The organism is Ruegeria sp. CJ9, assembly GCF_056536625.1.
Genome location: NZ_JBQFPY010000002.1, coordinates 359014 through 384096, shown reverse-complemented (window position 1 = coordinate 384096; position 25083 = coordinate 359014). Strand labels below are relative to the sequence as shown.

Annotated in this window: 29 protein-coding genes; 19 read left to right on the top strand and 10 right to left on the bottom strand. The window is 58.0% G+C overall.

The window, feature by feature from the left end; all coding sequences use genetic code 11:
- Positions 1-104 precede the first annotated feature (104 nt).
- Genes ACR0AJ_RS07430 through ACR0AJ_RS07420 form a run of 3 tightly spaced genes read left to right on the top strand, consistent with a single transcriptional unit; the run spans position 105 to position 2202 of the window.
- Positions 105-1235 (top strand): bifunctional 2-C-methyl-D-erythritol 4-phosphate cytidylyltransferase/2-C-methyl-D-erythritol 2,4-cyclodiphosphate synthase, encoded by a 1131-nt coding sequence (locus tag ACR0AJ_RS07430; RefSeq protein WP_480661776.1) that lies wholly within the window; start codon positions 105-107, stop codon positions 1233-1235.
- Entirely contained in the window at positions 1232-1729 is a 498-nt protein-coding gene (locus ACR0AJ_RS07425; RefSeq protein WP_170348892.1) for a phosphatidylglycerophosphatase A family protein, read from the top strand. Before ACR0AJ_RS07430 ends, ACR0AJ_RS07425 begins: the two co-directional genes overlap by 4 nt.
- Positions 1726-2202, top strand: a complete 477-nt coding sequence (locus ACR0AJ_RS07420; RefSeq protein ID WP_480740485.1) for a CinA family protein — start codon at positions 1726-1728, stop codon at positions 2200-2202. Before ACR0AJ_RS07425 ends, ACR0AJ_RS07420 begins: the two co-directional genes overlap by 4 nt.
- Positions 2203-2588: 386 nt before the next feature.
- Here the strand turns inward: ACR0AJ_RS07420 and ACR0AJ_RS07415 are convergent, their stop codons facing one another.
- Both ACR0AJ_RS07415 and ACR0AJ_RS07410 read right to left on the bottom strand, forming a co-directional pair.
- The gene (locus ACR0AJ_RS07415) at positions 2589-3446 is read right to left on the bottom strand and encodes a hypothetical protein (protein WP_480740483.1); all 858 of its coding nucleotides are present in this window, start codon (positions 3444-3446) and stop codon (positions 2589-2591) included.
- 4 nt (positions 3447-3450) lie between these two features.
- The gene (locus ACR0AJ_RS07410) at positions 3451-3858 is read right to left on the bottom strand and encodes an SET domain-containing protein-lysine N-methyltransferase (RefSeq protein WP_480740481.1); all 408 of its coding nucleotides are present in this window, start codon (positions 3856-3858) and stop codon (positions 3451-3453) included.
- A gap of 340 nt (positions 3859-4198) precedes the next feature.
- Here ACR0AJ_RS07410 and ACR0AJ_RS07405 point away from each other — a divergent pair, with 340 nt between their 5' ends.
- The 3 genes from ACR0AJ_RS07405 to ACR0AJ_RS07395 all read left to right on the top strand — a co-directional run bounded on the left by ACR0AJ_RS07405 (position 4199) and on the right by ACR0AJ_RS07395 (position 7917).
- A complete protein-coding gene (locus ACR0AJ_RS07405; RefSeq protein WP_170348896.1) occupies positions 4199-5380 on the top strand; it encodes an ammonium transporter in 1182 nt (393 codons plus the stop codon).
- Between the two features lie 142 nt (positions 5381-5522).
- Complete coding sequence (locus tag ACR0AJ_RS07400) at positions 5523-6203, top strand: orotate phosphoribosyltransferase (RefSeq protein WP_170348897.1); 681 nt, start codon at positions 5523-5525, stop codon at positions 6201-6203.
- 223 nt (positions 6204-6426) lie between these two features.
- Positions 6427-7917, top strand: coding sequence for a replicative DNA helicase (locus tag ACR0AJ_RS07395; RefSeq protein ID WP_170348898.1), 1491 nt, complete (start codon positions 6427-6429; stop codon positions 7915-7917).
- A gap of 1 nt (position 7918) precedes the next feature.
- Here ACR0AJ_RS07395 and ACR0AJ_RS07390 read toward each other — a convergent pair whose 3' ends face one another.
- On the bottom strand, positions 7919-8458 hold the full coding sequence (locus ACR0AJ_RS07390; RefSeq protein WP_254438704.1) for a GNAT family N-acetyltransferase: 540 nt from the start codon (positions 8456-8458) through the stop codon (positions 7919-7921).
- Positions 8459-8672: 214 nt separating this feature from the next.
- On the opposite strand from ACR0AJ_RS07390, the gene alr reads away from it, so the two are divergent.
- From alr to ACR0AJ_RS07335, 11 genes are all read left to right on the top strand, one after another.
- On the top strand, positions 8673-9707 hold the full coding sequence (alr, locus tag ACR0AJ_RS07385; RefSeq protein ID WP_170348899.1) for an alanine racemase: 1035 nt from the start codon (positions 8673-8675) through the stop codon (positions 9705-9707).
- The gene (locus tag ACR0AJ_RS07380; protein ID WP_170348900.1) at positions 9704-10486 is read left to right on the top strand and encodes an MlaE family ABC transporter permease; all 783 of its coding nucleotides are present in this window, start codon (positions 9704-9706) and stop codon (positions 10484-10486) included. Before alr ends, ACR0AJ_RS07380 begins: the two co-directional genes overlap by 4 nt.
- A complete protein-coding gene (locus ACR0AJ_RS07375; protein WP_170348901.1) occupies positions 10483-11229 on the top strand; it encodes an ABC transporter ATP-binding protein in 747 nt (248 codons plus the stop codon). Before ACR0AJ_RS07380 ends, ACR0AJ_RS07375 begins: the two co-directional genes overlap by 4 nt.
- Entirely contained in the window at positions 11229-11630 is a 402-nt protein-coding gene (locus tag ACR0AJ_RS07370; protein WP_480740477.1) for a hypothetical protein, read from the top strand. The genes ACR0AJ_RS07375 and ACR0AJ_RS07370 overlap by 1 nt, the downstream gene beginning before the upstream one ends.
- Complete coding sequence (locus ACR0AJ_RS07365) at positions 11627-12079, top strand: paraquat-inducible protein A (RefSeq protein ID WP_170348903.1); 453 nt, start codon at positions 11627-11629, stop codon at positions 12077-12079. Before ACR0AJ_RS07370 ends, ACR0AJ_RS07365 begins: the two co-directional genes overlap by 4 nt.
- 329 nt (positions 12080-12408) lie before the next feature.
- Positions 12409-13011, top strand: a complete 603-nt coding sequence (locus ACR0AJ_RS07360; RefSeq protein WP_226688372.1) for a DNA repair protein — start codon at positions 12409-12411, stop codon at positions 13009-13011.
- A 121-nt stretch (positions 13012-13132) separates the two neighbouring features.
- On the top strand, positions 13133-14494 hold the full coding sequence (gene radA / locus ACR0AJ_RS07355; protein WP_170348905.1) for a DNA repair protein RadA: 1362 nt from the start codon (positions 13133-13135) through the stop codon (positions 14492-14494).
- A gap of 42 nt (positions 14495-14536) precedes the next feature.
- Entirely contained in the window at positions 14537-15142 is a 606-nt protein-coding gene (locus ACR0AJ_RS07350) for a CvpA family protein (protein ID WP_170348906.1), read from the top strand.
- A gap of 630 nt (positions 15143-15772) precedes the next feature.
- Positions 15773-17296, top strand: a complete 1524-nt coding sequence (gene purF / locus ACR0AJ_RS07345) for an amidophosphoribosyltransferase (RefSeq protein WP_170348907.1) — start codon at positions 15773-15775, stop codon at positions 17294-17296.
- A 265-nt stretch (positions 17297-17561) separates the two neighbouring features.
- The gene (locus tag ACR0AJ_RS07340) at positions 17562-17810 is read left to right on the top strand and encodes a hypothetical protein (RefSeq protein WP_170348908.1); all 249 of its coding nucleotides are present in this window, start codon (positions 17562-17564) and stop codon (positions 17808-17810) included.
- A 41-nt stretch (positions 17811-17851) separates the two neighbouring features.
- Positions 17852-18496 (top strand): SDR family NAD(P)-dependent oxidoreductase, encoded by a 645-nt coding sequence (locus tag ACR0AJ_RS07335; protein WP_170348909.1) that lies wholly within the window; start codon positions 17852-17854, stop codon positions 18494-18496.
- Positions 18497-18558: 62 nt separating this feature from the next.
- On the opposite strand, the gene ACR0AJ_RS07330 is transcribed toward ACR0AJ_RS07335, so the two are convergent.
- From ACR0AJ_RS07330 to ACR0AJ_RS07315, 4 genes are all read right to left on the bottom strand, one after another.
- Positions 18559-19401, bottom strand: coding sequence for an ATP-binding protein (locus ACR0AJ_RS07330; RefSeq protein WP_480646895.1), 843 nt, complete (start codon positions 19399-19401; stop codon positions 18559-18561).
- Positions 19402-19519: 118 nt separating this feature from the next.
- Positions 19520-20395 carry a twin-arginine translocase subunit TatC gene (tatC, locus tag ACR0AJ_RS07325; RefSeq protein WP_170348911.1) on the bottom strand — a complete coding sequence of 292 codons (876 nt, stop codon included), beginning with the start codon at positions 20393-20395 and terminating at the stop codon, positions 19520-19522.
- On the bottom strand, positions 20392-20850 hold the full coding sequence (tatB, locus tag ACR0AJ_RS07320; RefSeq protein WP_170348912.1) for a Sec-independent protein translocase protein TatB: 459 nt from the start codon (positions 20848-20850) through the stop codon (positions 20392-20394). Before tatB ends, tatC begins: the two co-directional genes overlap by 4 nt.
- A gap of 6 nt (positions 20851-20856) precedes the next feature.
- A complete protein-coding gene (locus tag ACR0AJ_RS07315; protein ID WP_170348913.1) occupies positions 20857-21072 on the bottom strand; it encodes a twin-arginine translocase TatA/TatE family subunit in 216 nt (71 codons plus the stop codon).
- 219 nt (positions 21073-21291) lie between these two features.
- Here ACR0AJ_RS07315 and ACR0AJ_RS07310 point away from each other — a divergent pair, with 219 nt between their 5' ends.
- Together ACR0AJ_RS07310 and ACR0AJ_RS07305 are read left to right on the top strand one after the other, a co-directional pair.
- The gene (locus ACR0AJ_RS07310) at positions 21292-21597 is read left to right on the top strand and encodes a hypothetical protein (protein WP_170348914.1); all 306 of its coding nucleotides are present in this window, start codon (positions 21292-21294) and stop codon (positions 21595-21597) included.
- A 21-nt stretch (positions 21598-21618) separates the two neighbouring features.
- Entirely contained in the window at positions 21619-22290 is a 672-nt protein-coding gene (locus ACR0AJ_RS07305) for a helix-turn-helix transcriptional regulator (protein WP_170358768.1), read from the top strand.
- A gap of 41 nt (positions 22291-22331) precedes the next feature.
- Here the strand turns inward: ACR0AJ_RS07305 and ACR0AJ_RS07300 are convergent, their stop codons facing one another.
- The 3 genes from ACR0AJ_RS07300 to surE form a co-directional block, all read right to left on the bottom strand.
- Positions 22332-23495, bottom strand: a complete 1164-nt coding sequence (locus tag ACR0AJ_RS07300) for a peptidoglycan DD-metalloendopeptidase family protein (RefSeq protein WP_480740474.1) — start codon at positions 23493-23495, stop codon at positions 22332-22334.
- 63 nt (positions 23496-23558) lie between these two features.
- Positions 23559-24209, bottom strand: a complete 651-nt coding sequence (locus tag ACR0AJ_RS07295; RefSeq protein ID WP_170348917.1) for a protein-L-isoaspartate(D-aspartate) O-methyltransferase — start codon at positions 24207-24209, stop codon at positions 23559-23561.
- A complete protein-coding gene (gene surE, locus ACR0AJ_RS07290) occupies positions 24206-24988 on the bottom strand; it encodes a 5'/3'-nucleotidase SurE (RefSeq protein WP_480740472.1) in 783 nt (260 codons plus the stop codon). Before surE ends, ACR0AJ_RS07295 begins: the two co-directional genes overlap by 4 nt.
- Positions 24989-25083: the final 95 nt, after the last annotated feature.

Genomic DNA, 25083 nt, shown 5'->3' with positions numbered 1-25083 from the left:
CTAAATCATCATATGCCTATTTTTTAGGCAACTTTACGTGGGTGATTGCCTCTGCATTCACCGCACCCTAAAGATTGCCTCAAACCATCGGAGAGAACGCCCCCATGACCACCGCTGCCATCATCGTCGCCGCAGGACGCGGCTTGCGCGCCGGAGGGGGAACACCAAAGCAGTGGCGCCCATTGGCAGGGCGCCGCGTTGCGGATTGGACGATTGATCAATTTCAAGGGCAAGTCGACCAGATAGTGCTTGTCTTGTCCGAAGATGACAGGGACGCATGGGCCGAGTTCGAAAACTCTGATCTGATCCTTGCCAAGGGCGGTAGTGACCGGGCCGGATCGGTGCGCAACGGACTTGATGCGCTTTTGCCCTATGGGGTGCATCGCGTTCTTATCCATGACGTAGCGCGGCCTTGTGTTGACCTTCAGACCATTCAACAGGTTCTGGAAGCACTGGAAACCCACCCTGCTGCCGCGCCGGGGTTGACGGTCACTGATGCGCTCTGGACCGGAGACGGTTCTATCGTGACGGGAACTCAGGACCGGACCGGGCTGTTCGCTGCGCAAACGCCGCAGGGTTTTCACTATGACGCCATCGCCTCGGCCCACGCGGCCCACCCTGGAGGCGCTGCCGACGATGTCGAGGTCGCCCGTGCCGCTGGGCTGGACGTGGCCATCGTGCCGGGCAATGCGGATAACATCAAAATCACACGGCCCGAGGATTTTGCCCGGGCGGAACGCATATTGGGAACGGATATGGATGTAAGGCTGGGCAACGGGTATGACGTGCATCGGTTTGGCGATGGGGATCACGTGATCCTGTGTGGTGTGAAGGTGCCGCATAATCGCGGCCTGCAAGGTCATTCAGACGCGGATGTGGGCATGCACGCCGTCACTGACGCCATCTATGGCGCGTTGGCGCAGGGCGACATTGGCCAGCACTTCCCCCCCTCAGACCCGCAATGGAAGGGTGCTGCCAGCGAGATTTTCCTACGCCATGCGGTCGAACTGGCCGGGCAGATGGGCTACAAAATCTCGAACGTCGACTGCACACTGGTCTGCGAATACCCCAAAATCGGCCCCCATGCGCCTGCCATGCGCAACGAGATGGCACGGATCATGGACCTGAGCGCGGATCAGGTCTCGGTCAAAGCAACGACGTCGGAACGGCTGGGGTTCACTGGCCGAAGCGAGGGGATTGCCTCACTCGCCACAGCTTGTCTGGTGAAATCATGACTGCCGCGCAACTGATCGGAACCGTCTGCGGCGTGGGCTATCTGCGACCTGCGCCCGGCACGTGGGGGTCACTGGCCGCCCTGCCGCTGGCGTGGGTTCTGCACACGCTGGGTGGCTTTCCGCTGTTGGTGATCGCCACACTGGCCGCGTTCTTTGGCGGTCTCTGGGCCACACGCGTGATGACAGCGGGCCAGGACAATCACGATCCGTCCGAGATTGTCATCGACGAGGTCGCCGGGCAGTTCATCGCGCTTTGGGCAATTTCTTATCCCTCCTGGGCACACGGGATTGAAATCACGGCACTATGGCCGGGCTGGATTGCCGGCTTCGTGCTGTTTCGCTTGTTCGACATCACCAAACCGGGCCCTGTTGGCTGGGCCGACCGGCGCGACGACGCAATGGGTGTCATGCTGGACGATGTCATTGCCGGTATCCTCGCCGGGGTCGGAGTTCTGATCCTCGCCGGTATCTCGCACGGAGTTCTGGGCCTGTGACCGTTGCCGAAATCCTCGACCGCGCCAAGTCAAAGGGCGTGATGATCGCCACCGCCGAAAGTTGTACCGGCGGTATGGTGGCGGCGGCGCTGACCGATATCCCCGGCAGTTCAGCCGTAGTCGAGCGTGGGTTTGTCACCTACACGAACACCGCGAAACAGCAAATGCTGGGGGTTCAGGGCGAAACACTGGTCGCACATGGGGCGGTTTCGGAACCGGTTGCGGGTGAAATGGCGGACGGTGCCCTGGCGCACTCCGACGCGCAATTGGCGGTTTCCGTAACCGGTATCGCGGGCCCTGGCGGTTCTGAATTCAAACCCGAAGGCCGGGTTTGTTTTGGGTTGGCCGCGAAAGGCCATCCTACGCTGACCGAGACCGTCGAATTTGGTGCATTAGGTCGGGACAACGTGCGCCTGGCCGCGCGAGATCATGCTTTGGCACTGCTAGCACAAGGGCTTGGCGCGTTTTCTTAATGTGGAGCCAAAACTGCTTATCTTTTTCGAATGAAGCCCAGCACGAAAATCACCAGCAAAAGAACGACATTCGACGCCACAAGAAACAACAGCAGCTTTGGGCCATATTGGTGAATCCAGCTGGGCAACACAGGGCTGTCACCACGCCGAAAAGACAGCAAGGTCATGGCAAAAGAGGATATCGCCAATGTGTCCAGACCAGCGATGAAGTACAGCAGTTTTGACTGTATCTCGAGTTGCAGCTTGGATTTTTCGTCGCTGATAAAACCGACATAATTCCGAAAATCACAGGCCGCTTTGTAAAGGCTGTCAAAGTTATCTTCGATTTGCCAGCGCGTGTTGGTCGAATCGTAACACCGGGCAAGCCTGGGTTTCAGGTTCGCCCGTTAATCAGCCCGCCTTTGGCGGGCCACCTGTAGGAAAAAGATCAACTCATTCAGGGCGGTATTGAGTTCGCCAGTTTTGCTTCCGTGATAGGATTCGGCGCGCTCATCCGCAGTATTGACGATCTTGTTGCGAATACGGCGCGCTTTGATCCAGTCCAGCTGCAACCTGAACATCAGCGCAACGAAATAGAATTCCTCGGCCAGGTCTTTGCGAACGATGGCGGAATAACTCCAGCCTCCGTAGATGGTCCAATCCCCATTTTCTGCCGCCGACATCTCGCATTCTTCCAATACCAGCCCTTCCTCTTCGAACAACTTCGAAAGGCGTTCATGGAATGGTGCCGTGTCCACCCCACCAAGGACGACTTGAATGGATGTGTCCAGATCAGCCTCAAGCCGCGATCCAACGCGAAGCTGCAAAACGGAAACCAGTGCGTCGACCAGTTCTGTAACTTCGGGAAGCGTGTGGTCGCGGTAGTAAGGCCGCGGGTTTTCGGGCAAGTGCGCAAGATCCGAGAAACTCGCGCCATAGACCAGACACATATCACCAGAAACCATCAGCAGAAGTTTGAAATACCACGCGTCGCAATGGGGTTCCGGGGATGTCACCAGATCCGACAGATCCCACTCAAGGCAGGCATTGCGACGCAGTTCAGTCAGACTTTTTGTGAAGGCGTTGCCAGAGAATGCGTGTAATTCATCAGTATGGTTTGCGTTAAGCCTGTTCTCCGAGATCTCCTCGGCCGCTTTACCGCAAAGCACTGGTCTTAAAGGGACAATTTCTCGAATGACAGAGGACAGCCGGATACGGGTCTCGGTTTCCAGATGCACTGGATGAATAAGATGATGAGTGAACATATTTTCAATTGTTACGCAGGTAATTTCCGTGTGGAGAATTTAGATAGGTTTCGGGAACGCCATGCTCGAGGTAATCAAGCGTCAATTCTTCTCCATCACGAATATCCTTACAGGCCACAATGGCCCAATCGGTTCTGAGTATTGAAAGATTGGGGGTAAACGAATGGTTAATCAAAGCGTATTGGGTGGCAAATGGGCGGCAGAGTACCTTGCTTCCGCCAATCCCGTTCCACTCCAGGTCGCGAACCGTGGGATGACGATCATAGTCGACGATTTGGCCGTATAAATAACCCAGAACAGCGCCAGTTTGGATATCGGACCGCGCAAACAAGCCTGTGCCGTGAATGTCACTGATGCCCTCCAGGACTTTGTCCAAATTCTGGATGCGTGGTCCTGCCAACTCCACCGTCATTCCGGCCCCTCCTGTCGTCGCAACCGACTTTAGAAGCCGCTTTCAACCAAGACAAGCAATCCCTTAGCGCAGGTCGCTTTCTAATGGGTCATACGTTGGCGGGCCTGACACCCGCTTACTCGTCGGTTTCCCTAATGACGCCAGTAGATCTGCGCCAACGCACCTTTCCCAAGTTGTTTAATTATTGGGCATCCGGCACCATCGGGTGCCTGTTTTATCACCGCTTGGCCAAAAGCCCGTTAATCAGGCGCTAAAACCGCGTCTGCCTCTTTTTTCCGCGACTGCTGTCGGCTTCAACCCCTTCCACGCACGTAAAAGACGCAAAAAAGGAGACCGGCTAATGAATGGAGCCGATACCGCCTGGATCATAGTGGCAACCGCCCTAGTCCTGTTCATGACATTGCCGGGCCTGGCCCTGTTCTACGGCGGCCTCGTGCGCGCCCGCAACGTGCTGAGCGTCTTCATGCACTGTTTCAGCATCGCCTGTTTGATGAGCATCCTGTGGCTGGTCGCAGGCTATTCCATCGCATTTGGCGACGGTGGGTCGGGCCTTTGGGGCGGGCTGGGCAAAGCGTTTTTGAACGGTGTCGACGCCGACAGCCTGTCGGGCACCCTGCCAGAAGTCCTGTTTTTTGCCTTCCAGATGACCTTTGCCATCATCACCCCAGCCCTGATCGTTGGGGCCTATGTCGAACGTGTGGGGTTTGGGTTTGTCCTGACATTCTCAGCCCTGTGGATGTTGCTGTGCTACGCGCCCGTGGTGCATTGGATTTGGGGCGGCGGCATGCTGACCGATGGTGGCATTCTTGGTGAGGTGGGTGTCCGCGACTTTGCGGGTGGCATCGTTGTCCATGAAACCGCCGGTCTGGCTGCACTGATCATCGCCATTGCACTTGGACCACGCCGCAATCGCACGACGCCACCGCACAACCCCGGCTTTGTCATGATTGGTGCCGCGATGCTGTGGGTCGGCTGGTTCGGTTTCAATGGCGGCTCGCAATTGGCCGCTGATGGTGGTGCGGCGATGGCGATGACTGTCACGCATATCTCGGCGGCGACCGCGTCACTGACATGGGCGCTGTACGAACGCATCAAATACGGCAAAGCCTCGATGGTGGGGCTGGTCACCGGCACAATCGCCGGTCTGGCCTCGATCACCCCGGCCTCGGGCTATGTCGATCCGGTGCAGGCGCTAATCATCGGTGCAGTCGCAGGTGTCCTATGTCAGGAGGCGGTCAACGTCATCCGAAACATCGCCAAAATCGACGACACGCTGGACGTCTTTGCCGTTCACGGCGTGGGCGGCATCTTTGGCACGCTGATGATCGCCGTATTCGGTTTGGGCGCTTGGACTGCCCAGATTGGCGGGCTGGTGATTGTGGGTGCCTTTACGGCAGTTGTCACTTTTGTGTTGATCAAACTGGTTGCACTTATCACCCCGCTTCGCGTAGACGCAGAAACCGAGACAAACGGGCTAGATCTGTCGGTACACGGTGAACGGGCCTATGATATGAGCAGCTAAGCCCACCTTAGCCTGCGCGGCCCGCAAGGGCGCAAAGCGGACCTCTTGCGGGTCCGCTTTTCTTTTGCGGCTCAGCCCTCTCGACTCTGGCCCAAAGGACAGGCTATCAGCCCGCAATGTCATTTTGTCCCGAGGTTGCACCATGATCCCCAGCTCTTTCCCCGATAGCACCGAAATCGCCCGCCTGACCGCGCGGATGCTGCTGGAGATCAAGGCCGTCCACTTTAACTCGCGCGAACCGTTCACATTGGCCTCGGGCCTGCCCAGCCCGACCTATATCGATTGTCGCAAGCTGATCTCGTACCCGCGCATCCGCTCGACCCTGATGGATTTCCTGACGGTCACCGTAATGCGTGATGCAGGTTTTGAGGCGTTTGATAACATCGCAGGTGGTGAGACAGCCGGCATCCCGTTTGCCGCCATGGTCGCCGAGCGTATGGCTCTGCCGATGACCTATGTGCGCAAAAAGCCCAAAGGCTATGGCCGCAACGCCCGTATCGAAGGCGCCATGAGCGAAGGTGAGCGTGTATTGCTGGTCGAGGACCTGACGACCGATGGCGGCTCAAAGCTGTCCTTTGTGGATGCGATCCGTGAAACCGGCGCGACCTGCGGGCATACGGCGGTGATCTTCTACTATGGCATTTTCCCCGAAACCGAAAAAACGCTGGGCGATCACGGCGTGAAGCTGCATCACCTTTGCACATGGTGGGATGTTTTGGCCGAGGCCAAAGCGCAGAAAGCCTTTGACCAAGAAACACTTGATGGTGTCGAGGCCTTCCTTAACGACCCGCGCAAGTGGCAGGATGCGAATAAATCCACGTAAACTTGCTGTGGATTACTTGGGGATAAACGTCTGAGAATCGGCTTTGGGGAAACAATATATAGTGACATCTGCGTGATATCCTACATAATAGACCAAATCCATTCTGGAACTATGGCGTCTTCAAAACTTATCCCAAGGCGTTACCCATAGTTACCCACAAGTATTTCCAGATAGCCGACACGCCAGTGTCGCGTGTAAGAACACCGTGGGCAGCGGGGACAAAATGAACGAGATAAGCAGCATCGAGCAGGCAGCGGCGAAGATTCAAAACGCCGAAACAATGCCGCATTCCATTGAAGCCGAACAACAGCTTCTGGGTGCGATCCTAACCAACAACGATCTTTATGACCGGGTGGCCTCGATCATCGGGTCCGAACATTTCTATGATCCGGTCCACGCCCGCATCTACGAGGTTGCGGCCAATCGCATCGCCAAGAATGCGCTAGCCTCGCCCGTCACGCTGAAATCCTTTATGGCCGAAGATGAAGGTCTGAAGGAACTGGGCGGCCCCGCCTATCTGGTGAAACTGGCCGGGGCTTCGATCAGCGCGTTTGCTGTGCATGACTACGCCCAGATGATCTATGACCTGGCTATTCGCCGCGAGTTGATCCGGCTGGGTCGGGATATCTCTGACAAGGCGGCGCGGGTGGATGTATCCAGCGAGCCCAAAGAACAGATCGTCGAGGCTGAACAGCAACTTTATCAGTTATCCGAGCAGGGCCAGACCGAACAGGGTTTCCAATCTTTCCTCAAGGCGGTCACAGAAGCCGTCAACGTCACCAACGAAGCGTATCAACGTGGTGGTGGCATGGCGGGAATTTCTACCGGTCTGGCCGACCTGGACAAACAGTTGGGCGGGCTGCATCCGTCCGACTTGATTATTCTTGCGGGTCGTCCGTCGATGGGGAAAACCTCGTTAGCGACCAATGTGGCGTTCAACGTGGCCAAGGCGTACAAGCGCGGCACCAAGCCGGATGGCACCGAAGGCGCGATTGACGGTGGCGTTGTGGGTTTCTTCTCGCTTGAGATGAGTGCCGAGCAATTGGCGGGCCGGGTTCTGGCCGAAGCCTCCGAGATTTCCAGCCACAAAATTCGTCAGGGTGACATGACGGAATCCGAATTCCGCCGCTTTGTCGACGCGGCCAAGGATCTGGAAGCCTGCCCATTGTTCATCGACGACACCCCGGCCCTGCCGATCTCTCAGTTGGCCGCCCGCGCGCGGCGGTTGAAGCGGACGCATGGGCTGGACCTGCTGGTCATCGACTATCTGCAGCTGTGCCGTGGCATGGCCGAAAATCGGGTCAACGAGATTGCCGAAATTTCGATGGGCATGAAGGCCATCGCCAAAGAACTGAACATCCCGGTCATCGCACTGTCACAGCTGAGCCGTCAGGTCGAAAACCGCGACGACAAGCGCCCGCAATTGTCTGACCTGCGGGAATCGGGCTCGATCGAACAGGATGCCGACGTGGTGATGTTCGTGTTCCGCGAGGAATATTATAAGGAACGCGAAAAACCCGGCGATCACGAGCTGGAAAAGATGGAAGAGTGGAAACAGGCCATGGAGCGCCTGCACGCCAAAGCCGAAGTTATCGTCGGCAAACAGCGTCACGGCCCCATCGGCACGGTCGAGCTGTCGTTCGAGGCTCAGTTCACCCGGTTCGGTAACTTGGTCAAACCCTGGCAACAGGACGGCCAAATCGAAGGCTACTGACCTACCACATCTCAGGTTTATTGAATGCGCTGACACAGCGGGACGGGCCCATAAGCGGCGCATCGTCGCCATTCAAGGATTGTCCAAGCCAACCATGTGGCATGCTCAGCGGCATGGGCGGTTGTGCGAATGTTTGTGCGATCGGTTGAAACCCGGTTTTGCAATAATATGCCGGATCACCGTAAGTCACTGCAAAATCAACCCCGTTATGGCGCAGTTGTTCCAATCCAAAGCCGATCAATTTCTGACCAATGCCCGACTTTTGCCTGTCGGCGCGCACGGCCACCGGTGACATCAGAAAGACCTGGCGCGGGTCCTGATCATAGCTGAGCCGCGAGAATAGGATGCAACCTGCCAGATTGCGGTCATCCAAAGCCAAAACGCCCAAAAGATCTCCATCGGGTGTTGAAAGCAGCAGGTCATCCACCAAAGCAGCAACCGCACGCCCCTCTCCTTCGCCCTCTGAGGCGGTGAAGACGTCCAGAAACAAGCCGGGCAGTTCGGCAGCCCGGGCCCGGTAGTCGGCGGTCAGGTTCAGCATTACGGCCCCTTTCAGGTGGATCAACGGTCCCGTTTCATGCGCCGAGTTGATCACAGGTCGGACACAATGACGAGAGTTCGGCTGCCCTTGTCCGAGCCTTTTTTAACCATGATATTGCGATACCGACCAGAAGCTGCGTAGGAACACCGCGATATGCACAAGAATTGCCTCTTACCCCCTTGACCTGCCGCAATCCAATGTCATGAACAGCACCATGAGTACCGCACGTTTAACGATCAATCTTCAGGCGCTCGCCAGCAACTGGCGGGCGCTCAATGCAAAAACGGATGTCGAGACCGGCGCCGTGGTCAAAGCTGACGCCTACGGCCTTGGTGCCGGACCGGTGTCTGCGACCCTGGCCGAAGAAGGCGTTCGCAAGTTCTTTGTCGCCGCCGCAGAAGAAGGCGCTGCCGTGCGCAAAGCCGTTGGCCCCGAACCCCAGATTTTTGTCTTCTCAGGGTTCATGGAAGGTGACAACGGGCTGCACTTTGCTGACAACCTGATTCCTTTGATCAACTCTCCGGAACAGTTCAAACGCCTGCAACAGGCCATGCCGAGTCACCCATTCGGAGTTCAACTGGACAGTGGAATGAACCGTCTGGGCCTTGAGCCCGCCGATTGGGCCGCGCTGAGGTCTGAGATGGAAAGCCAGAACCCACAGGCGGTCATATCGCATTTGGCCTGCTCGGATGAGCCCGACCACCCGATGAACCGTCAACAGCTTAAGACCTTCCGCGATATGACCGATGGTGTCACCGCACCACGGTCGCTGGCGGCAACGGCGGGCACGCTGATGGGCTCGGAATTCCACTTTGATTTCTGCCGTCCGGGCGTTGGTCTTTACGGCGGCATGCCATTTGCCGACGCCAAGCCCGTCGTAACCGTCGATCTGCCCGTCATTCAGGTGCGCGCGGTCGAAGTTGGTGAAACCGTCGGTTATGGTGGTAGCTGGGTTGCCCGACGCCCATCGCGAATCGCAACCGTGGCCGCAGGGTATGCGGACGGGCTGCACCGGGCCATTGGCGGCGGTATCGACGCATTTGCCGGGGACCAACCCTGCCCTGTGGTCGGCCGCATATCGATGGACCTTGTCACCATTGACGTCACTGACCTGCCCGAAGATCCAGAACGCCTGCGCATCCTGAACGGTCACCAGACAGTCGACGACCTGGCCGAGGCCGCAGGCACCATCGGGTATGAAATCCTCACTTCGCTTGGCGCGCGTTATTCACGGGGTTACGTGGAATGAATCCTCTTTCTCTGCTGGGTGGGTTGGGCCGCGCGGTCCTGGCGCTGTTTGCCACCTTTGGCAAAGTCGCGCTGTTTACGATTGATGCGATCTCGCACATTTTTCGTCCGCCCTACTACCCGCGCGAATTTATCGTCGCGCTGATGAACATCGGCTGGCTGTCCCTGCCAGTCGTCGGCCTGACCGCCATTTTCACTGGTGGCGCGCTGGCGCTGCAGATCTACGCTGGCGGCGCTCGCTTCAACGCCGAGGCCGTGGTTCCGCAGATCGTTGCCATCGGTATGGTGCGCGAACTGGGGCCCGTGCTGGTGGGCCTGATGATCGCCGCCCGCGTGACCTCGTCCATCGCAGCCGAGATCGCCACCATGAAAGTGACCGAGCAGATCGACGCGCTGGTCACCCTGTCCACTCATCCGATGAAATACCTGACGGCCCCGCGCGTTCTGGCCGCGCTGATTACCGTGCCGCTACTGGTCGGGATCGGAGATATCATTGGCATCGCAGGCGGTTATGTCGTTGCGACCCAAAATTTGGGTTTCAATCCGGCGACCTACCTGCTGAACACAGTCAATTTCCTTGAGGCCCATGACATCATGTCGTCGCTGGCCAAGGGCGCAGCCTTCGGCCTGATCGCGGCGGTCATGGGCTGCTTTTACGGCATGAACTCGGGCCGCGGTGCGCAGGGTGTGGGCCGCGCCACCAAATCCTCGGTCGAATCCGCTGCTATCATGATTCTGGCCACCAACTTCATTCTGACGGGGGTGTTCTTCTCGCTATGATCCGGATGGAGAACGTACAAAAGGCATTTGGGGACAATCGGGTTCTGCAGGGCATGGACCTTGAGATTCCCAAGGGTACCTCGATGGTCATCATCGGCGGTTCGGGCACCGGGAAGTCGGTGGCGCTGAAATGCATCCTTGGCCTGATCAAGCCTGACAGCGGCATGATCTATGTAGATGGCAAAGACGCCACCAAGGGCGATAGGGATAAGTTTCTGGCCCGGTTCGGGATGCTGTTTCAGGGCGCGGCTTTGTTTGACTCGCTGCCCGTCTGGCAAAACGTGTCCTTCCGCCTGCTGCGCGGGCCGTTGAAACGCCCGCCAGAATACGCCCGCGAAATCGCTATCGAGAAACTACGCCGCGTGGGTTTGAAATCCGACGTGGCCGACCGTTTCCCGTCCGAACTGTCAGGCGGCATGCAAAAACGCGTGGGCCTCGCCCGCGCCATCGCCGCCGAGCCCGAGATCATTTTCTTTGACGAGCCCACCACCGGCCTCGATCCGATCATGTCCGGCGTCATCAATGATCTGATCCGCGAGATCGTGACCGAGATGGGCGCCACCGCGATGACCATCACCCACGACATGAGCTCCGTCCGCGCGATTGCCGACAACGTGGCCATGCTGCATGGAGGCGTCATCCAATGGACCGGTCCGGTCGGACAGCTGGATGCCTCGGGCGATCCCTATGTGGAGCAGTTCATTAGTGGGAGTGCTGAAGGGCCAATTGAGGCCGTGCGGTGATGAATTCAACCCAATTTTTTTTCTTTTCGTTGCCAGGAATTTACTTCAACTCAGTTTTGATCGTCTGGTTCATCACAATCTTTTCAATACATGGTTTGATTTTCTCTCCAATTCGCGCATTCAAAACCATGAAACCGGTAATGAAGGCGCTTTTGCACGGCTTCATTCCCGGTGCATTGATTTCGAACGTAATCGCGTTTAGTTCGTCTTCTGTAAGTATACTCGCGACACTTCCAGCCGTTATCGGTGTCGCTGTTTCTGTCTCTATTCTTCACAAAGAGCTATTCACATTATCATTGAACGCCCGCAGAACTGCCATTTTTGTTGCCGTGTTTTTTGTTCTCATGGCTGTTTTGTTTGGGTGGAGTGCCTTCAGGCTGCAGCAAGGCAATCTGATATGACCCTCCGCCTCGCCACCCTCTCGCTCCTGATCCTCTACCCCATCGCATGGTTTGCCCCGCTGATGCGTGCCGGACTCTTACCGATCTTTGGCCTGTCCGAAATCAGCGTCATCACCGGGCTCCAGTCTCTTTGGAAATCCGACGTCTTTCTGGCGCTGATCGTCACCATCTTCGCCCTCGTCGCACCTTACATCAAAACCATCGGCACCGCCCTGATCCAGTGGGACCTGCTGGATGTCCGCGTCCAACCCGCGCTGAACATCCTCGGCAAGCTGGCCATGGCCGACATCTTTCTGATCGCGCTCTATATCACTCTGGCCAAAGGCATCTCGTACGCGACCATCGAAACTGCATGGGGTCTGTACCTGTTCACGGCTTGCATTCTGGCCTCGCTCGCGTTGGGCCACATTACCGAAATGACACGCAAATCACGAAATACTCAGATGTAATTGATTGAAAACACTCATCTGAGTATCATCTTTATATTTCGAGCAGTGACAATTTGTAGTTTTCGGGTCCGTAGCGGATCAATCTGTGTGTTTTGGATGCTCTCCGCTTGGGCCTGGTGTGTACCGGTTCTAGAAGGAGTTCGTCGAACATGACTGCCCTCCATAACATTACATTGCAATTTCAGAATGCCTTTTTAAGACTGACTTTTTTCCTCATTTGCGCGGCAGCCCTGTTTGCCGTTTCAGCCACATTATTATCTGCCTTGGGTGTATTGCCCTGGTTATCCATGCAAGCCGGTTTCGGCGGTGGGCCAGTGCAAGACGCCGGGATGTTTATCCAGATCGGCCTGACCGTTCTGATTCTCATGCTGGCATTCTATCTGCCAGCGAATGCCCGAATGATGGCATTGGAAAACAATCACCGCAAATTTGCCCTGAACATGCACGACATATCAGACGCCTATCAAATGGCCCACGCAGCGGACCGTGGCGGCCTGTTCATGATGTCGTCCGAGTTTGACGCGGTCAAAGAACGTATGGCCTTTCTACGCCAGCACCCTGACCTACAGACACTCGAGCCCGAAATCCTGGAACTGGCCGCACAGATGAGCCAGATCAGCCACGAACTGGCTGAAACCTATGGCGACGTGCGGATCAATCGCGCCCGAACCTTCCTACAACAACGTCAGGAAGAGATTGAGCTGTTCCAGAAGCGTCTTGAAGAAGCCCAGGTGATCCAGAACGAATTGCGCCAATGGACGCGCGATGTCGAAATGGAAGAAACCATCGCCAAGTCACAACTGGCCCGCCTGCGGGATGAGCTGTTTGAGCTGTTACCCGAACTGTCGGCTCAGCTGCAAACACCTCCCAAGGACAGCTCGACCAAAGCCTCAAGCGTGGTCGCCATGTCCCCGCCCCGCGCGGCGGAATAGGCGCTTGGCGCCTTTGCTGCGGACGATGGCCCATCGGGCCTGAGGACGCGGCACCCCACCGGTGGAGATGAATGCCTTGCAAGGGCTTGAAGAACCGCCGATCCTCGGGCACCAAGGCCGCATGGCAAAAACGACTTTCTCCTGTTCGGCCTGCGGCGCGTCGCATTCGCGCTGGTCCGGGCGTTGTGACGCATGCGGCGAGTGGAACACCATTTCGCAGGACGTACCCCTTTCGGCGGGTCCCGCCAAGAAATCCTTGGGCGGCAAACGCGGCCAGTCCATCGCACTCACCGATCTGTCGACCGAAGAAACACCCCCGCCCCGTACGCTTTGCGGGGTTGAGGAACTGGACCGCGTGCTTGGCGGTGGCCTTGTTCCCGCCTCGGCCCTGCTGGTGGGCGGCGACCCCGGCATCGGCAAATCCACCCTTTTGCTGCAGGCCGCGGCGCGCTTTTCCCGTGCGGGCGTCAAAACCATCTATGTTTCCGGCGAAGAAGCCAGCGCGCAGGTTCGAATGCGGGCCCGCCGTCTGGGGCTCGAGGACGCGCCGGTTCAATTGGCGGCTGAGACCAACCTACGCAACATCCTGACGACGCTTGAGGCTGAAAAGCCCGGTCTGGCCATCATCGACTCGATTCAGACCATGTGGGCCGACAATGTGGACAGCGCCCCCGGCTCAGTGTCACAAGTCCGGGCCGCAGCGCATGAATTGACAACGTTTGCGAAACGACACGGCGTATCAATCATCATGGTCGGCCATGTCACCAAGGAAGGCCAGATCGCAGGCCCCCGCGTGGTCGAGCACATGGTCGACACCGTGCTCTATTTCGAAGGTGAACGTGGCCATCAGTTCCGCATCTTACGCGCCGTGAAAAACCGTTTTGGCCCCGCTGATGAAATCGGCGTGTTCGAAATGACCGGCAAAGGGTTGGCGCAGGTCACAAACCCCTCGGCCTTGTTCCTGTCGGAACGCGGCACCCCCAGCCCCGGTTCGGCCGTTTTCGCCGGAATTGAGGGCACCCGCCCTGTTTTGGTGGAATTGCAAGCACTTGTGGCACCGTCCCCGCATTCCCAACCCCGCCGGACCGTGGTCGGATGGGATAGTGGGCGGCTGGCCATGATCCTTGCCGTTCTTGAAGCACGCTGTGGCATCCCCTTTGCCGGGTTGGACGTTTACCTGAACGTCGCCGGAGGGATGAAAATCAGCGAACCGGCCGCCGACCTTGCCGTGGCGGCCGCATTGCTGAGTGCCCGAGAAGACACAGCTCTGCCCGCTGATACGGTGATTTTTGGAGAAATCTCGTTATCCGGGGCACTTAGACCGGCCCCACAGACAGAAAACAGGTTGAAAGAAGCCCAAAAACTTGGTTTCACATCGGCAATCGCTCCGGCGGGCGGCAAAACCGGTACTGTGGCAGGTCTGACACTCACCCGACCCTCTGATTTGGTGGGGTTTGTTGGCGAAACCTTCGGAGCAGGTTAAGGTAACGCCTTGAGGGGCTGAAAAAAAGTACAGGCGAGGGCCATGGAAGGTTTTACAATTATCGACGGGGTGGTTGCCCTGATCATCGTCGTGTCAGGCCTGCTGGCCTATTCACGCGGATTTTTACGTGAGGTTTTGGCCATCGCTGGCTGGGTCGCAGCCGCCGTACTGGCCTTTATTTTTGCACCCCAGGCCGTTCCGCTGGTGAAAGAGATCCCGGTCGTTGGAGATTTCCTGCGCGACAGCTGCGAATTGTCGGTGATCACCGGCTTTGCCGCCGTGTTTGCGATCGCTCTAATCGTGGTCAGCATCTTTACTCCGCTGTTTTCATCGATCGTGCAACGCTCGGCCATTGGTGGGTTGGATCAGGCGCTTGGCTTATTCTTTGGCATCGCGCGCGGCATCCTGTTGGTGGCTATCGCCTTCTTTGTCTATGACACGGTCATGACCGGTCAATCTTATACGATGGTCGACGAAAGCCGTTCCGCCAAAGTGTTCGAACAATTCAGCGACCGCATCGAAGAACAAAACCCCGAGCAATGGCTGGGTTGGGTCACCCAACAATATGAAGAGCTCGTGGCAAGCTGTGGCGCCGGCACCGAGGCGCCAGAGGCATCGGAAACCACGGCACCGACCGCAACTGAATAAGAAAAAGCCCGGCATTGACCGGGCTTTTTTCTTGGCTGCCTTTCAGACGTATTCAGTTAAAAAACCTTCTCCACCGCAAACCGTGCATCGGGTGTTCTTCAGGCCAAAGCACCCCTCGCAGCGGCCCATTATGGGTTTGCCGTGGATATCGCGGCTTTTGATCACCTCGCCAGAGCCATTGCAAATCGGACAAGGCGACCGGCCCATGCCACGGCAGCGATGGCACCGGCGTTTTACTGGGTCTTCTTTTTTTCTTCCTTGCTTGTGTTCCCACATGGCTAACGTCCTATCGAAACTCATACACTAGGTAAAAAACCGCTACTTGCACCATGACAGCACAAGCATGCCTATATGTCACCTATTCCAGTCACCTTTCATAAAACGCACCTGCGACGATTGGTGAATGTGATCCTTTGATGACACAGGGCGCATTAGGCATTATGTGGAGGCCGAACTGACATGGAATCGGAGCCACCGATCTTGCTGTACCTGTTTTCTCTCGCGCTTGCCCTCGTGACATTGGCGCGTTTGCATCATCAGCCGGGATGGAAACAAGTCGCACTGGCATACCCATGCAGACGTTCAGATCATCACCGCTAGTCAAAACGTCATGGAAATTGGAGCCCGTACATGTGTGGGATTTTAGGGATCGCAAGCAGGACACATGATGTCTTTGCGGAAATCTATGACGGGCTGCTGATGCTACAGCACCGGGGTCAGGATGCCTCGGGGATCGTCACCTATAACGACGGCTTCTTCCGTGAAAAGAAGGCAAATGGTCTGGTCAAGGACGTGTTCAACGCACAAGACGCCGAGACCCTTCTGGGTAAGATCGGCATGGGTCATGTGCGGTACCCGACCGCAGGATCGCTCAGCGCGTCCGAGGCGCAGCCGTTCTTTGTGAACGCGCCCTATGGCATCTATCTGGTTCATAATGGCAACATCACCAACACCGCCGAACAGCGTGAGAAGGTGACCGCCAAATACAGCCGTCACCTGCGCACCACGTCGGATTCCGAAATCCTGCTGAACGTGCTGGCCGACAAGGTTGCCGATGCGATCAAGGTCAACGGCAACGGCGAACCGATCCGCAACATCTTTGCCGGTGTGAAGATGACGATGGAGCGAATCCAAGGCGCCTATTCGGTAATCTGTCTGGTTGCCGGTGTCGGCATGCTGGCGTTCCGCGATCCTTATGGCATCCGTCCTCTTTCCGTCGCCAAGCGCGATGTGGACGGCGACGGCGACGATTACGCCTTTGCCTCAGAGGATGTGGCCTTTGGCATCAACGGCTTTGAAAAGCTGCGCGACCTTAACCCCGGTGAGGCCATACTGATTGATCTGGATGGAAACATGCACACCTTCCAGGCGGTCGAAGGTCAACTGACCCCGTGTATCTTTGAATATGTCTACCTGGCCCGCCCGGACTCGCTGCTGGATGGCGTTTCGGTTTACAAAACCCAGATGCGCATGGGTCAGACGCTGGCCCGCCAGATCCAAGCCGCAGGGCTTGAGATCGACCGCATCATCCCCGTGCCCGACAGCGCCCGCCCCGTGGCGCTTGAGGTCGCTAAGGCCACCGGCATTCCATACCGCGAAGGTCTGGTCAAAAACCGCTATGTCGGGCGAACCTTCATCATGCCCGGCCAGGAAGAGCGCCAGAAATCGGTGCGCCGCAAGCTGAACGCCGTTCCGTTGGAGTTCCGCGATCACAACGTTCTGCTGATCGATGATTCCATTGTGCGCGGCAATACAATCAAGAAGATCGTGCAGATGTGCCGCGAAGCCGGGGCTAAAAAAGTGTACATCGCCAGCGCCTCACCGCCGGTAAAATTCCCCAACGTCTATGGCATCGACATGCCCACCAAGCATGAACTGATCGCCAATGGCAAAGATATCGAAGAAATCCGTCAGGAAGTCGGCGCAGATGCCCTGTTCTATCAGGATCTCGACGACCTGATCTGGGCGGCCAAAGAAGGCAACCCCGAAATCGAAGCCTTTGACTGTTCCTGTTTCGATGGCAATTACATCACCGGCAGCGTCAGCGATGACTATCTGGACAGTCTCGAAAACAGCAATCGGGTCAGCAAGAAACGCGCAGATATGCAGGTTCCGGGCGGCTCGTGGAACAGCGCGAAGCTGGCCTCGGGATAGGATTTGATCCGAATCGACCTTGCTTTTGGCCCGTTTCACCGATGTGATGCGGGCCTTTTTCTGCCTGCCTGGCAGGCCGCATCGGTAGATTTCCGCCACAACCCATCGGTGAAGAAATTGCAACCGCAAGGGCTTCGCCGCAATGCAAAATCCCCTTGGGAAGCGCTCGGCCAACCGGGCTTTTCCTTTCTGATCCGGTTTGGTAGCCCGCAGGTTGCCAACCACTCAATCAAGGGGTCGGGCCGCTGTGGTCAGGCCGGAATACATGTCAAACGCCACTGTCAAAAGCGCGGCCACGCAAAAAGGTGCGCTGAAAAAAAGCTCTTTGTCTGTTCTGGGGGTCTTTGGTCCGAAATCGGACATGCGGGCCCTTATGCGTATGTCTTCGGGACGTGTGAAAGAGGTCAAGCTGGGCAGCCGCGTGTCGTCGGGCACCATCGTTGCCATTGATGCCGACGGCGTAATGCTGCGACAAAGCGGCCAGACCAAGCGGATCGTCATACCCGGCAGTTAATCTGTCTTGACGCCCTGCGTGCGGGGGTTCAAACCCCTGTCATGACCGATCAGACCAAAATTGCCCTCGTCACCGGGGCCTCTCGTGGGTTGGGCGCTGCCCTGGCCGAGGCACTGGCACCCGAATATCACATTGTCGCCGTTGCCCGCACCACCGGCGGGCTGGAAGAACTGGATGACCGCATTCGGGCCAAAGGCGGTGCCGCAACCCTGGCACCGATGGATATCGCCGACCCCAACGCCATGGCGACGTTGTGCCGGGGCATCCATGATCGCTGGGGCAAGGTGGATTTGTGGCTGCACACAGCCGTTCACACCTCGGCCCTGACACCCACGCATTTCATCGACCCGAAAGAGTGGACTAAGGCCGTAAATACCAACGCCACGGCGACGTCAGTTCTGATCCCCTATATTGCCCCCCTGTTGGGTGAAACCGGCCATGCCGTGTTCTTTGACGATCCGAAAGCCGGTCAGAAGTTTTACGGCATCTACGGTGCAACCAAGGCGGCGCAGATGGCGCTGGCACGTGGCTGGGCACAAGAGACCAAACGCACCGGCCCGAGGGTTTCAATTGTCGAACCTGCCCCGATGCCAACCGCCGTACGTGCGCGTTTCCATCCCGGTGAGGATCGCGATGCGTTGACCAGCACGGCAGACGAAGCCGCTCGGATTTTATCTTTGCTGTAAGGAATGGCCCTTTGGGCCATGCCTCCGGCGTGAGTATTTGGAAAAAAGATGAAGCGGGCGGGTTAGGCGATGCGCACGCCGTTGCGCCCGGCCAGATCGACGAAGAATTGCCAAGCCACGCGGCCCGACCGCGCGCCCCGCGTTGCCTGCCATTCGATGGCTTCGGCACGCAGGGTTTCAGCGTCAACCGACACGCCATATGCCCCGCAATAGCGGTCGATCATCGCTAGGTATTCGTCCTGATCACAAGGGTGGAAGCCCAACCACAGGCCGAACCGATCAGACAGTGAAACCTTTTCCTCGACCGCCTCAGACGGATTGATCGCGCTGGAGCGTTCATTCTCGATCATATCGCGCGGCATCAGGTGGCGGCGGTTCGAGGTGGCGTAGAATACGACGTTTTCCGGGCGCCCTTCGATACCCCCGTCCAGCACTGCCTTGAGCGATTTATAGTGCTGGTCGTCATGACTAAACGATAAGTCATCGCAGAACAGAATGAACCGGTGCGGTGCGGCACGCAGGTGATTCAGAAGGCGGGCGACTGAGCCCATATCCTCGCGCTGGAGTTCCACCAGCTTCAGATCTGGGAAATCCATCTGCAGCGTGCCGTGAACAGCTTTGACGAGGCTGGATTTCCCCATCCCCCGCGCGCCCCAAAGCAACGCGTTATTTGCTTTGAAGCCGGCAGCAAATCGGCGCGTATTGTCCAGCAGAGTATCGCGGGACCGGTTGATGCCCACCAGCAAATCCAGATCGACGCGGTTGACCTGCGTGACGGGCTCCAGCCGATCCGGTTCAACATGCCAGACAAATGCCGGGGCAGCCGCGAAATCGGGCGCGTCCAAAGGGGCTGGTGCCATCCGTTCCAGCGCGTCGGCGATACGGTTCAGGGCTTGGTCGTCCATTGGGGCCTCCGGCGTCATGTCTTGCGCGGTTCAAACCATGTTCGAAGCGGCGCAACAAGGGCCAGGCACGAAAAAGGCGCGCCGATTGAGCGCGACTGTTTCATGGTTTTCAGCGGGGTTACTTGCTGTCTTCTTCCCGCACGATCTCTTCGTCGGCTTCTTCTTCGTCGTCATAGTAGCCGTCGGCACGCAGTTGCTCTTCGCGCTTTTTTTCGACCCGGGCGACTAGGAAGATCGAAATCTCATACAGGCCGTAGACCACCACAAACAGAATAACCTGCGTAATCACATCAGGCGGTGTCACCAGCGCGGCAAGCACCAGAATGGCAACCACTGCGTATTTCCGAACCGAGCCCAGTCCTTCAGCCGTAACCAGCCCCGCCTTCCCCATAAGGGTCAACAAAACGGGCAGTTGAAAACACAGGCCAAAGGCCACGATAAACTTGATCGTCAGGTTCAGGTATTCCTGCGCCGAGCCCTGGAACACCACGCTCAGCGGAGCCGCGGTTGCGCCTTCGACCACTGCCTCTCCTTCGGCACCAAATTGCTGGAACCCGAGGAAGAAGTCGTAAGCCAGTGGTGTTACGACATAGAATGCAAAGCTTGCCCCCAGAAGGAACATGAAGGGCGAGGCCAGCATGAATGGCAGGAACGCGTTCTTTTCCGATCGGTAGAGGCCCGGCGCCACGAAGCGCCACATCTGCATCCCGATATATGGGAAGGCCAAGATAAAGCCACCCAGCAGCGAGACCTTGATAGCAACGAAGAACCCTTCTTGCGGCGAGATGAAAATCAACCCGCAATCCTGCCCGCGTTCGGCCAAAACTTCGCACAAAGGGTTAGTCAGGAAGTTGAAAAGCGGCGTGGCCACAGTGAAACAGATGATCATCCCGACCAAAAACGCCACGACGCAGTGGATCAGCCGCGTGCGCAGTTCCGCCAGATGCTCGATCAGCGGGGCCGAGCTGTCTTCGATCTCGTCGGTCTTTGTCATGTCTTGCTTTCAGTCTTCAGCGCGGCCTCGGCCTCTTCGGCTTTGGCTAGCGCATCTGCCGCTTCTTTGGCCTTACGCTCAGCCGCAGCACGGGCAGTTGAGGCCTGAATCTTCTTGGCCTGCTCAGCCCGCTCAGCCGCCAACTTGCCTGTTTCGCTGTCGGGGTCGAACTTGGTGGGATCGATGCTTTTGGCAACGTCCCGCGCCGCCTCGTTAACGCTGTCCATGGCGGTGCTGACGGGATTGGCGGCTGCGTTCAGACCCTTTTTGATCTCGTTCACACCTGCCTGATCCGCGGCCTCGTTCATGGCGCTGCTGAATTCGCGCGCCATACCACGGGCCTTGCCAACCCAGCGGCCAACATTGCGAAACAGAACCGGCAGGTCCTTTGGCCCCACAACGATCAGGGCAACAATGCCAATGACCAGAAGCTCGGTCCAACCCAGATCAAACATCTGCGCTTAGGCCTTGTCTTTGTCGGTCTCGGGCGTGACGTCCTTGGCCACTTCGGCAGCGTCCTGCTCCAGCTCGTCCGCGCCTTCTTTGACGCCCTTCTTGAACGAGGTGATGCCCTTGCCCACTTCACCCATCAACGAGCTGATTTTACCGCGGCCAAACAGCACCAGCACCACAACGGCGATCAGTAGCAGACCGGGAAGGCCGATATTGTTGAGCATGTCTCTTCTCCTTGTACGTCGACGCGTTGCGCCGGGAATGTGATCTGGGTCTGTGTCTACGCCTGCATGGCCTTGCGCAAAAGTGCGCCAGATCAATTCCGCGCTCAAAATTGATCCGATCACGCAATTTTTGCAGGCTGGCATTTCACAACTGACAGGTTTATGTCAGTTGAAGGACATTAGGAACAGGGCATCGAAACCTGGTCAACGGAGAATCAAATGACCCATGTTGCTGAAATCGTCACCTTCACCCTCGCCAACGGGACAACACCGGAAGAGTTCGTCAAACTCAGCCAGGCGTCCGAGGCGTTCGTTCGCAACGCCCCGGGTTTTGCCCACCGTCAGCTAAGCCAGGGTGAAGACGGCCGCTGGACCGACTATGTAATCTGGACGGATATGAAGGCCGCCAAGGACGCAGCGGCGCAATTCCCGCAGCAAACCTTTGCCCCGGCCTTGATGGCCGCGATCCAACCCGACAGTGTCCAGATGCGCCACGAGAATGTGCAATGGAAAATGACCGCATAAACGCGGTCCGGGCGGCGTGTCATGCGCCGCTCTGATCGTCTGTTCGACATCATTCAGATCCTGCGCGACGGCAAACTGCACCGCGCGCAGGATATTGCGGACCGGCTCGAAGTGTCGGTTCGTACAATCTATCGCGATATGGACACGCTGGTGGCCTCGGGTGTTCCGGTAGAGGGTGAGCGTGGCGTAGGCTATATGGTCCGCGAGCAAATCACCCTGCCCCCGCTGAACCTGACCCCGGCCGAGCTTGAAGCGCTGAACCTCGGCATGGCCATCGTGGCCGAGGCCGCAGACCCCGATCTGAAGGCCGCCGCAGAAACCCTGGCCGACAAGATTGACGCTGTACTGCCCACCCAGGTCGTGGCCGAGGCGGACACGTGGAAGTTCGCCGTCTACCCCTTTGCAGACGCTGCGCGGGGGCTGGCGCATATGGCTCCGATTCGGTCCGCGATCAAAACCCGGCAGAAACTGCACCTGTCCTATCGCCGTATCGACGGCGTTCTGACAGACCGCACCATTCGCCCTCTTCATATGGAGTACTGGGGCCGCGTCTGGACCCTTACCGCATGGTGTGAGTTGCGCGAAGGGTTCCGCGTGTTTCGCATCGACCTGATCGAGGCTGTCTCACCCCTACCGGAAATCTTCGCTGACGAGCCCGGCAAAACACTAAGCGATTTCGACCCGCACGCCTAGACCCGGCTGTCAGTTATATGGCCCGAAATGGGCCATTCCAATCACTTCAGATAAGGTTCCGGATCGACGGATTCGAACCCTTTGCGCACCTCGAAATGGACATAGGAATTGTCGCCGCCACGCAAGGATGCAATCTGTTCGCCTCGGCGCACACGGTCGCCCTTTTTAACCGTGATCTTGTCAACGTTTGCATAGACGGTCAGCAGGTCGCTGTTGTGTTTAACCACTATAATCGGCACTTGATCCGCATCTGCGGTGATCGCCGCAACGGTCCCGGCTTCGGCTGCCTTTACCGCAGCTCCCGACTGTCCGGCGATGTCGATCCCTTCATTCTTGCCCTTGTCATAGGTGCGAATGATCGTCCCGGTAACTGGCAATCCCAGGGCAGAACTACTTTGGTTTGTCGGAGCCTCGGCCGTCACGTCGGGCGCAGGTGTGGCCGGAGCGATCACCTCGTCCGGCAACGGTTGCGTGGCACTTGGCGGTGTCGGCGTGGGCGAGCCCTGGCCGGGTTGTGTCACATTGCTGGCGGGCACAGCCGCTTGTCTTGGAGCAGGCTGGTTCTTGATCGGGATTAACAGGAACTGATCTTCCCGTACGGTAAAGTCCGACCCCAACCCGTTCCATTCGGCCAGCGCATCCACTGGCACGTCGTAAAGCCGTGCAATGGTATAAGCTGTCTCGCCGCGTTTGACCTGGTGACGGATCGGCTCGGGCCCCGATGCCACAGGGGCCGGTGCAGGCGCGGCCGCAGGTTGGGTGGGCGCCAACGTCGATGTCCTAACCGAGCCATCTGCCGGCGCCTCATCAATCGCGGTTCCGGCAATCGAGGCGATATCCACTGAACTGGTCGAACTGACCGTGCGCGGCAGGGCGATAACCTCGCCGTCGCGCAATTTGTCCGTCGGTTTGAGACCGTTGAACACGGCCAACTCTCCCTCGGGCAAACCGACGCGGGCAGCAACCGAGGCGACCGTATCGCCGCGTTGCGCAACGGCTACCTGATAGTTCGGATAGGTGATGACCCCGCGCGCATCCGGTGCTGGCCGGTTCGCGGTCACCCCTCGCGCGGCATCTGCGGTCGAAAATCCGCCGACCTGCCCGCGCAGATCGTAGTCCAGCGGGCCTTCGCACCCTGCCAGAATCGCCAAAGCCGCCACACCTGTCACGCAGCGGAGCATCGCTGATTTGGAAACTGCTCTCATCTTACTGTCCTCAACGCCTGCCCGTGTTTTCCGGGGTTCCGGCGCATGTTGCAGAATATTCTTTTACGCCCCGTCCCGGCCAAGCCCTTCTAACAAGGGCACGAAACGAACGGGTAACAATTCGTCATAGTCCAGACCGGTCTCGGTCCGCCTGACCCGGATCAGGGTCTGAACCGCATCCGACTGTCCAACCGGCAAAACCATGATACCGCCGATTTTAAGCTGCGCCAAGAGCGGCCCTGGCGGGTCTTCTGCCGCAGCCGTTACAATGATCCTGTCAAACGGGGCCTGTTCGGACAAACCAAAGGATCCATCCGACAGCATCGCGGTGACATTGGTTAGCCCCAGCTCGCGAAACAGCGCACCAGTTTCGCGCACCAGTCGCTTGTGTCGTTCGACCGTATAGACCCGGCGCGCCAGTTTGGACAGGATCGCCGCCTGATAGCCCGAGCCTGTACCGACCTCTAACACTGTGTCGCGCGGGCGCACGTCCAGCGCCTGTGTCATTAGCCCCACAACTGACGGCTGGCTGATCGTCTGCCCGCAGGCAATCGGCAAAGGTGTGTCCTCATATGCGCGCTCGGCAAACAGACCTTTGACAAAGCGGCCACGATCAACCTGCTCCATCGCGGCCAGCACCCGCGCATCCGTCACCCCGCGCGATCGCAGGGCAAACAGGAACTGCATGATTGTTTCTGGATCTGGTCCGGTCATTCGATCGTCTTCAATGCCTCAAGCGCGTCATGCGCCGTCAGATCCGCGCGCATCGGCGTGACCGAGATGTAGCCCGCCAGATTAACCGCCGCATCCGTGCCCGGCGCGGTTGGGTTGTGCTGATACCCACCCTTGATCCACAGGAACCGCCGCCCAGAGGGCGAACTGTGCGGCTCGACCGAGAAATGCGTATCGCGGCGATATCCTTGCGGTGCGATCCGGGTGCCCAGAACCTCGTCCGCGGGCACGGGCGGAAAATTTACGTTGTAGAATAGACGGTAATCGGCTTGCTCGGCCGGGGTCGCGTCCAATATTTTCCGCACCAGACCCGCCCCGAACCGGGTCGCGGCCTCGAACGGATCGTCCAGCCCCAGATTACGCGGACCAAAATATTGAGACAGGGCAATCGCCGGAATGCCCTGCAACGCGGCCTCCATCGCGCCACCGACAGTACCGGAATACAGAGTGTTTTCCGCCGAATTGTTGCCCCGGTTCACGCCAGACAACACCAAATCGGGCGGCGCGTCCTTCATCACGTCGTGCAGACCGGCCAGCACACAATCGGCGGGCGAGCCCTCGGCGGCGAAACGCCGATCCCCCAGTTTGGCGACCATCATCGGATGGGTATAGCTGATGCAATGGCCGACACCCGATTGCTCGAACGCAGGTGCAACCACCCAGACTTCTCCGTCGGGCCCAGCTAGATCGGCGGCAATCGCCTCAAGCGTGATCAGGCCCGGCGCGTTGATGCCGTCATCATTGGTCAGAAGAATACGCATTTGCCCCATCCACCGCAGCGTTTTGACCTTGATAGACCCGCCCCCGCGCGGCGGCAAGCAAAGCACGCCTGCAATCTGAGGCTTTCGCGCACCAC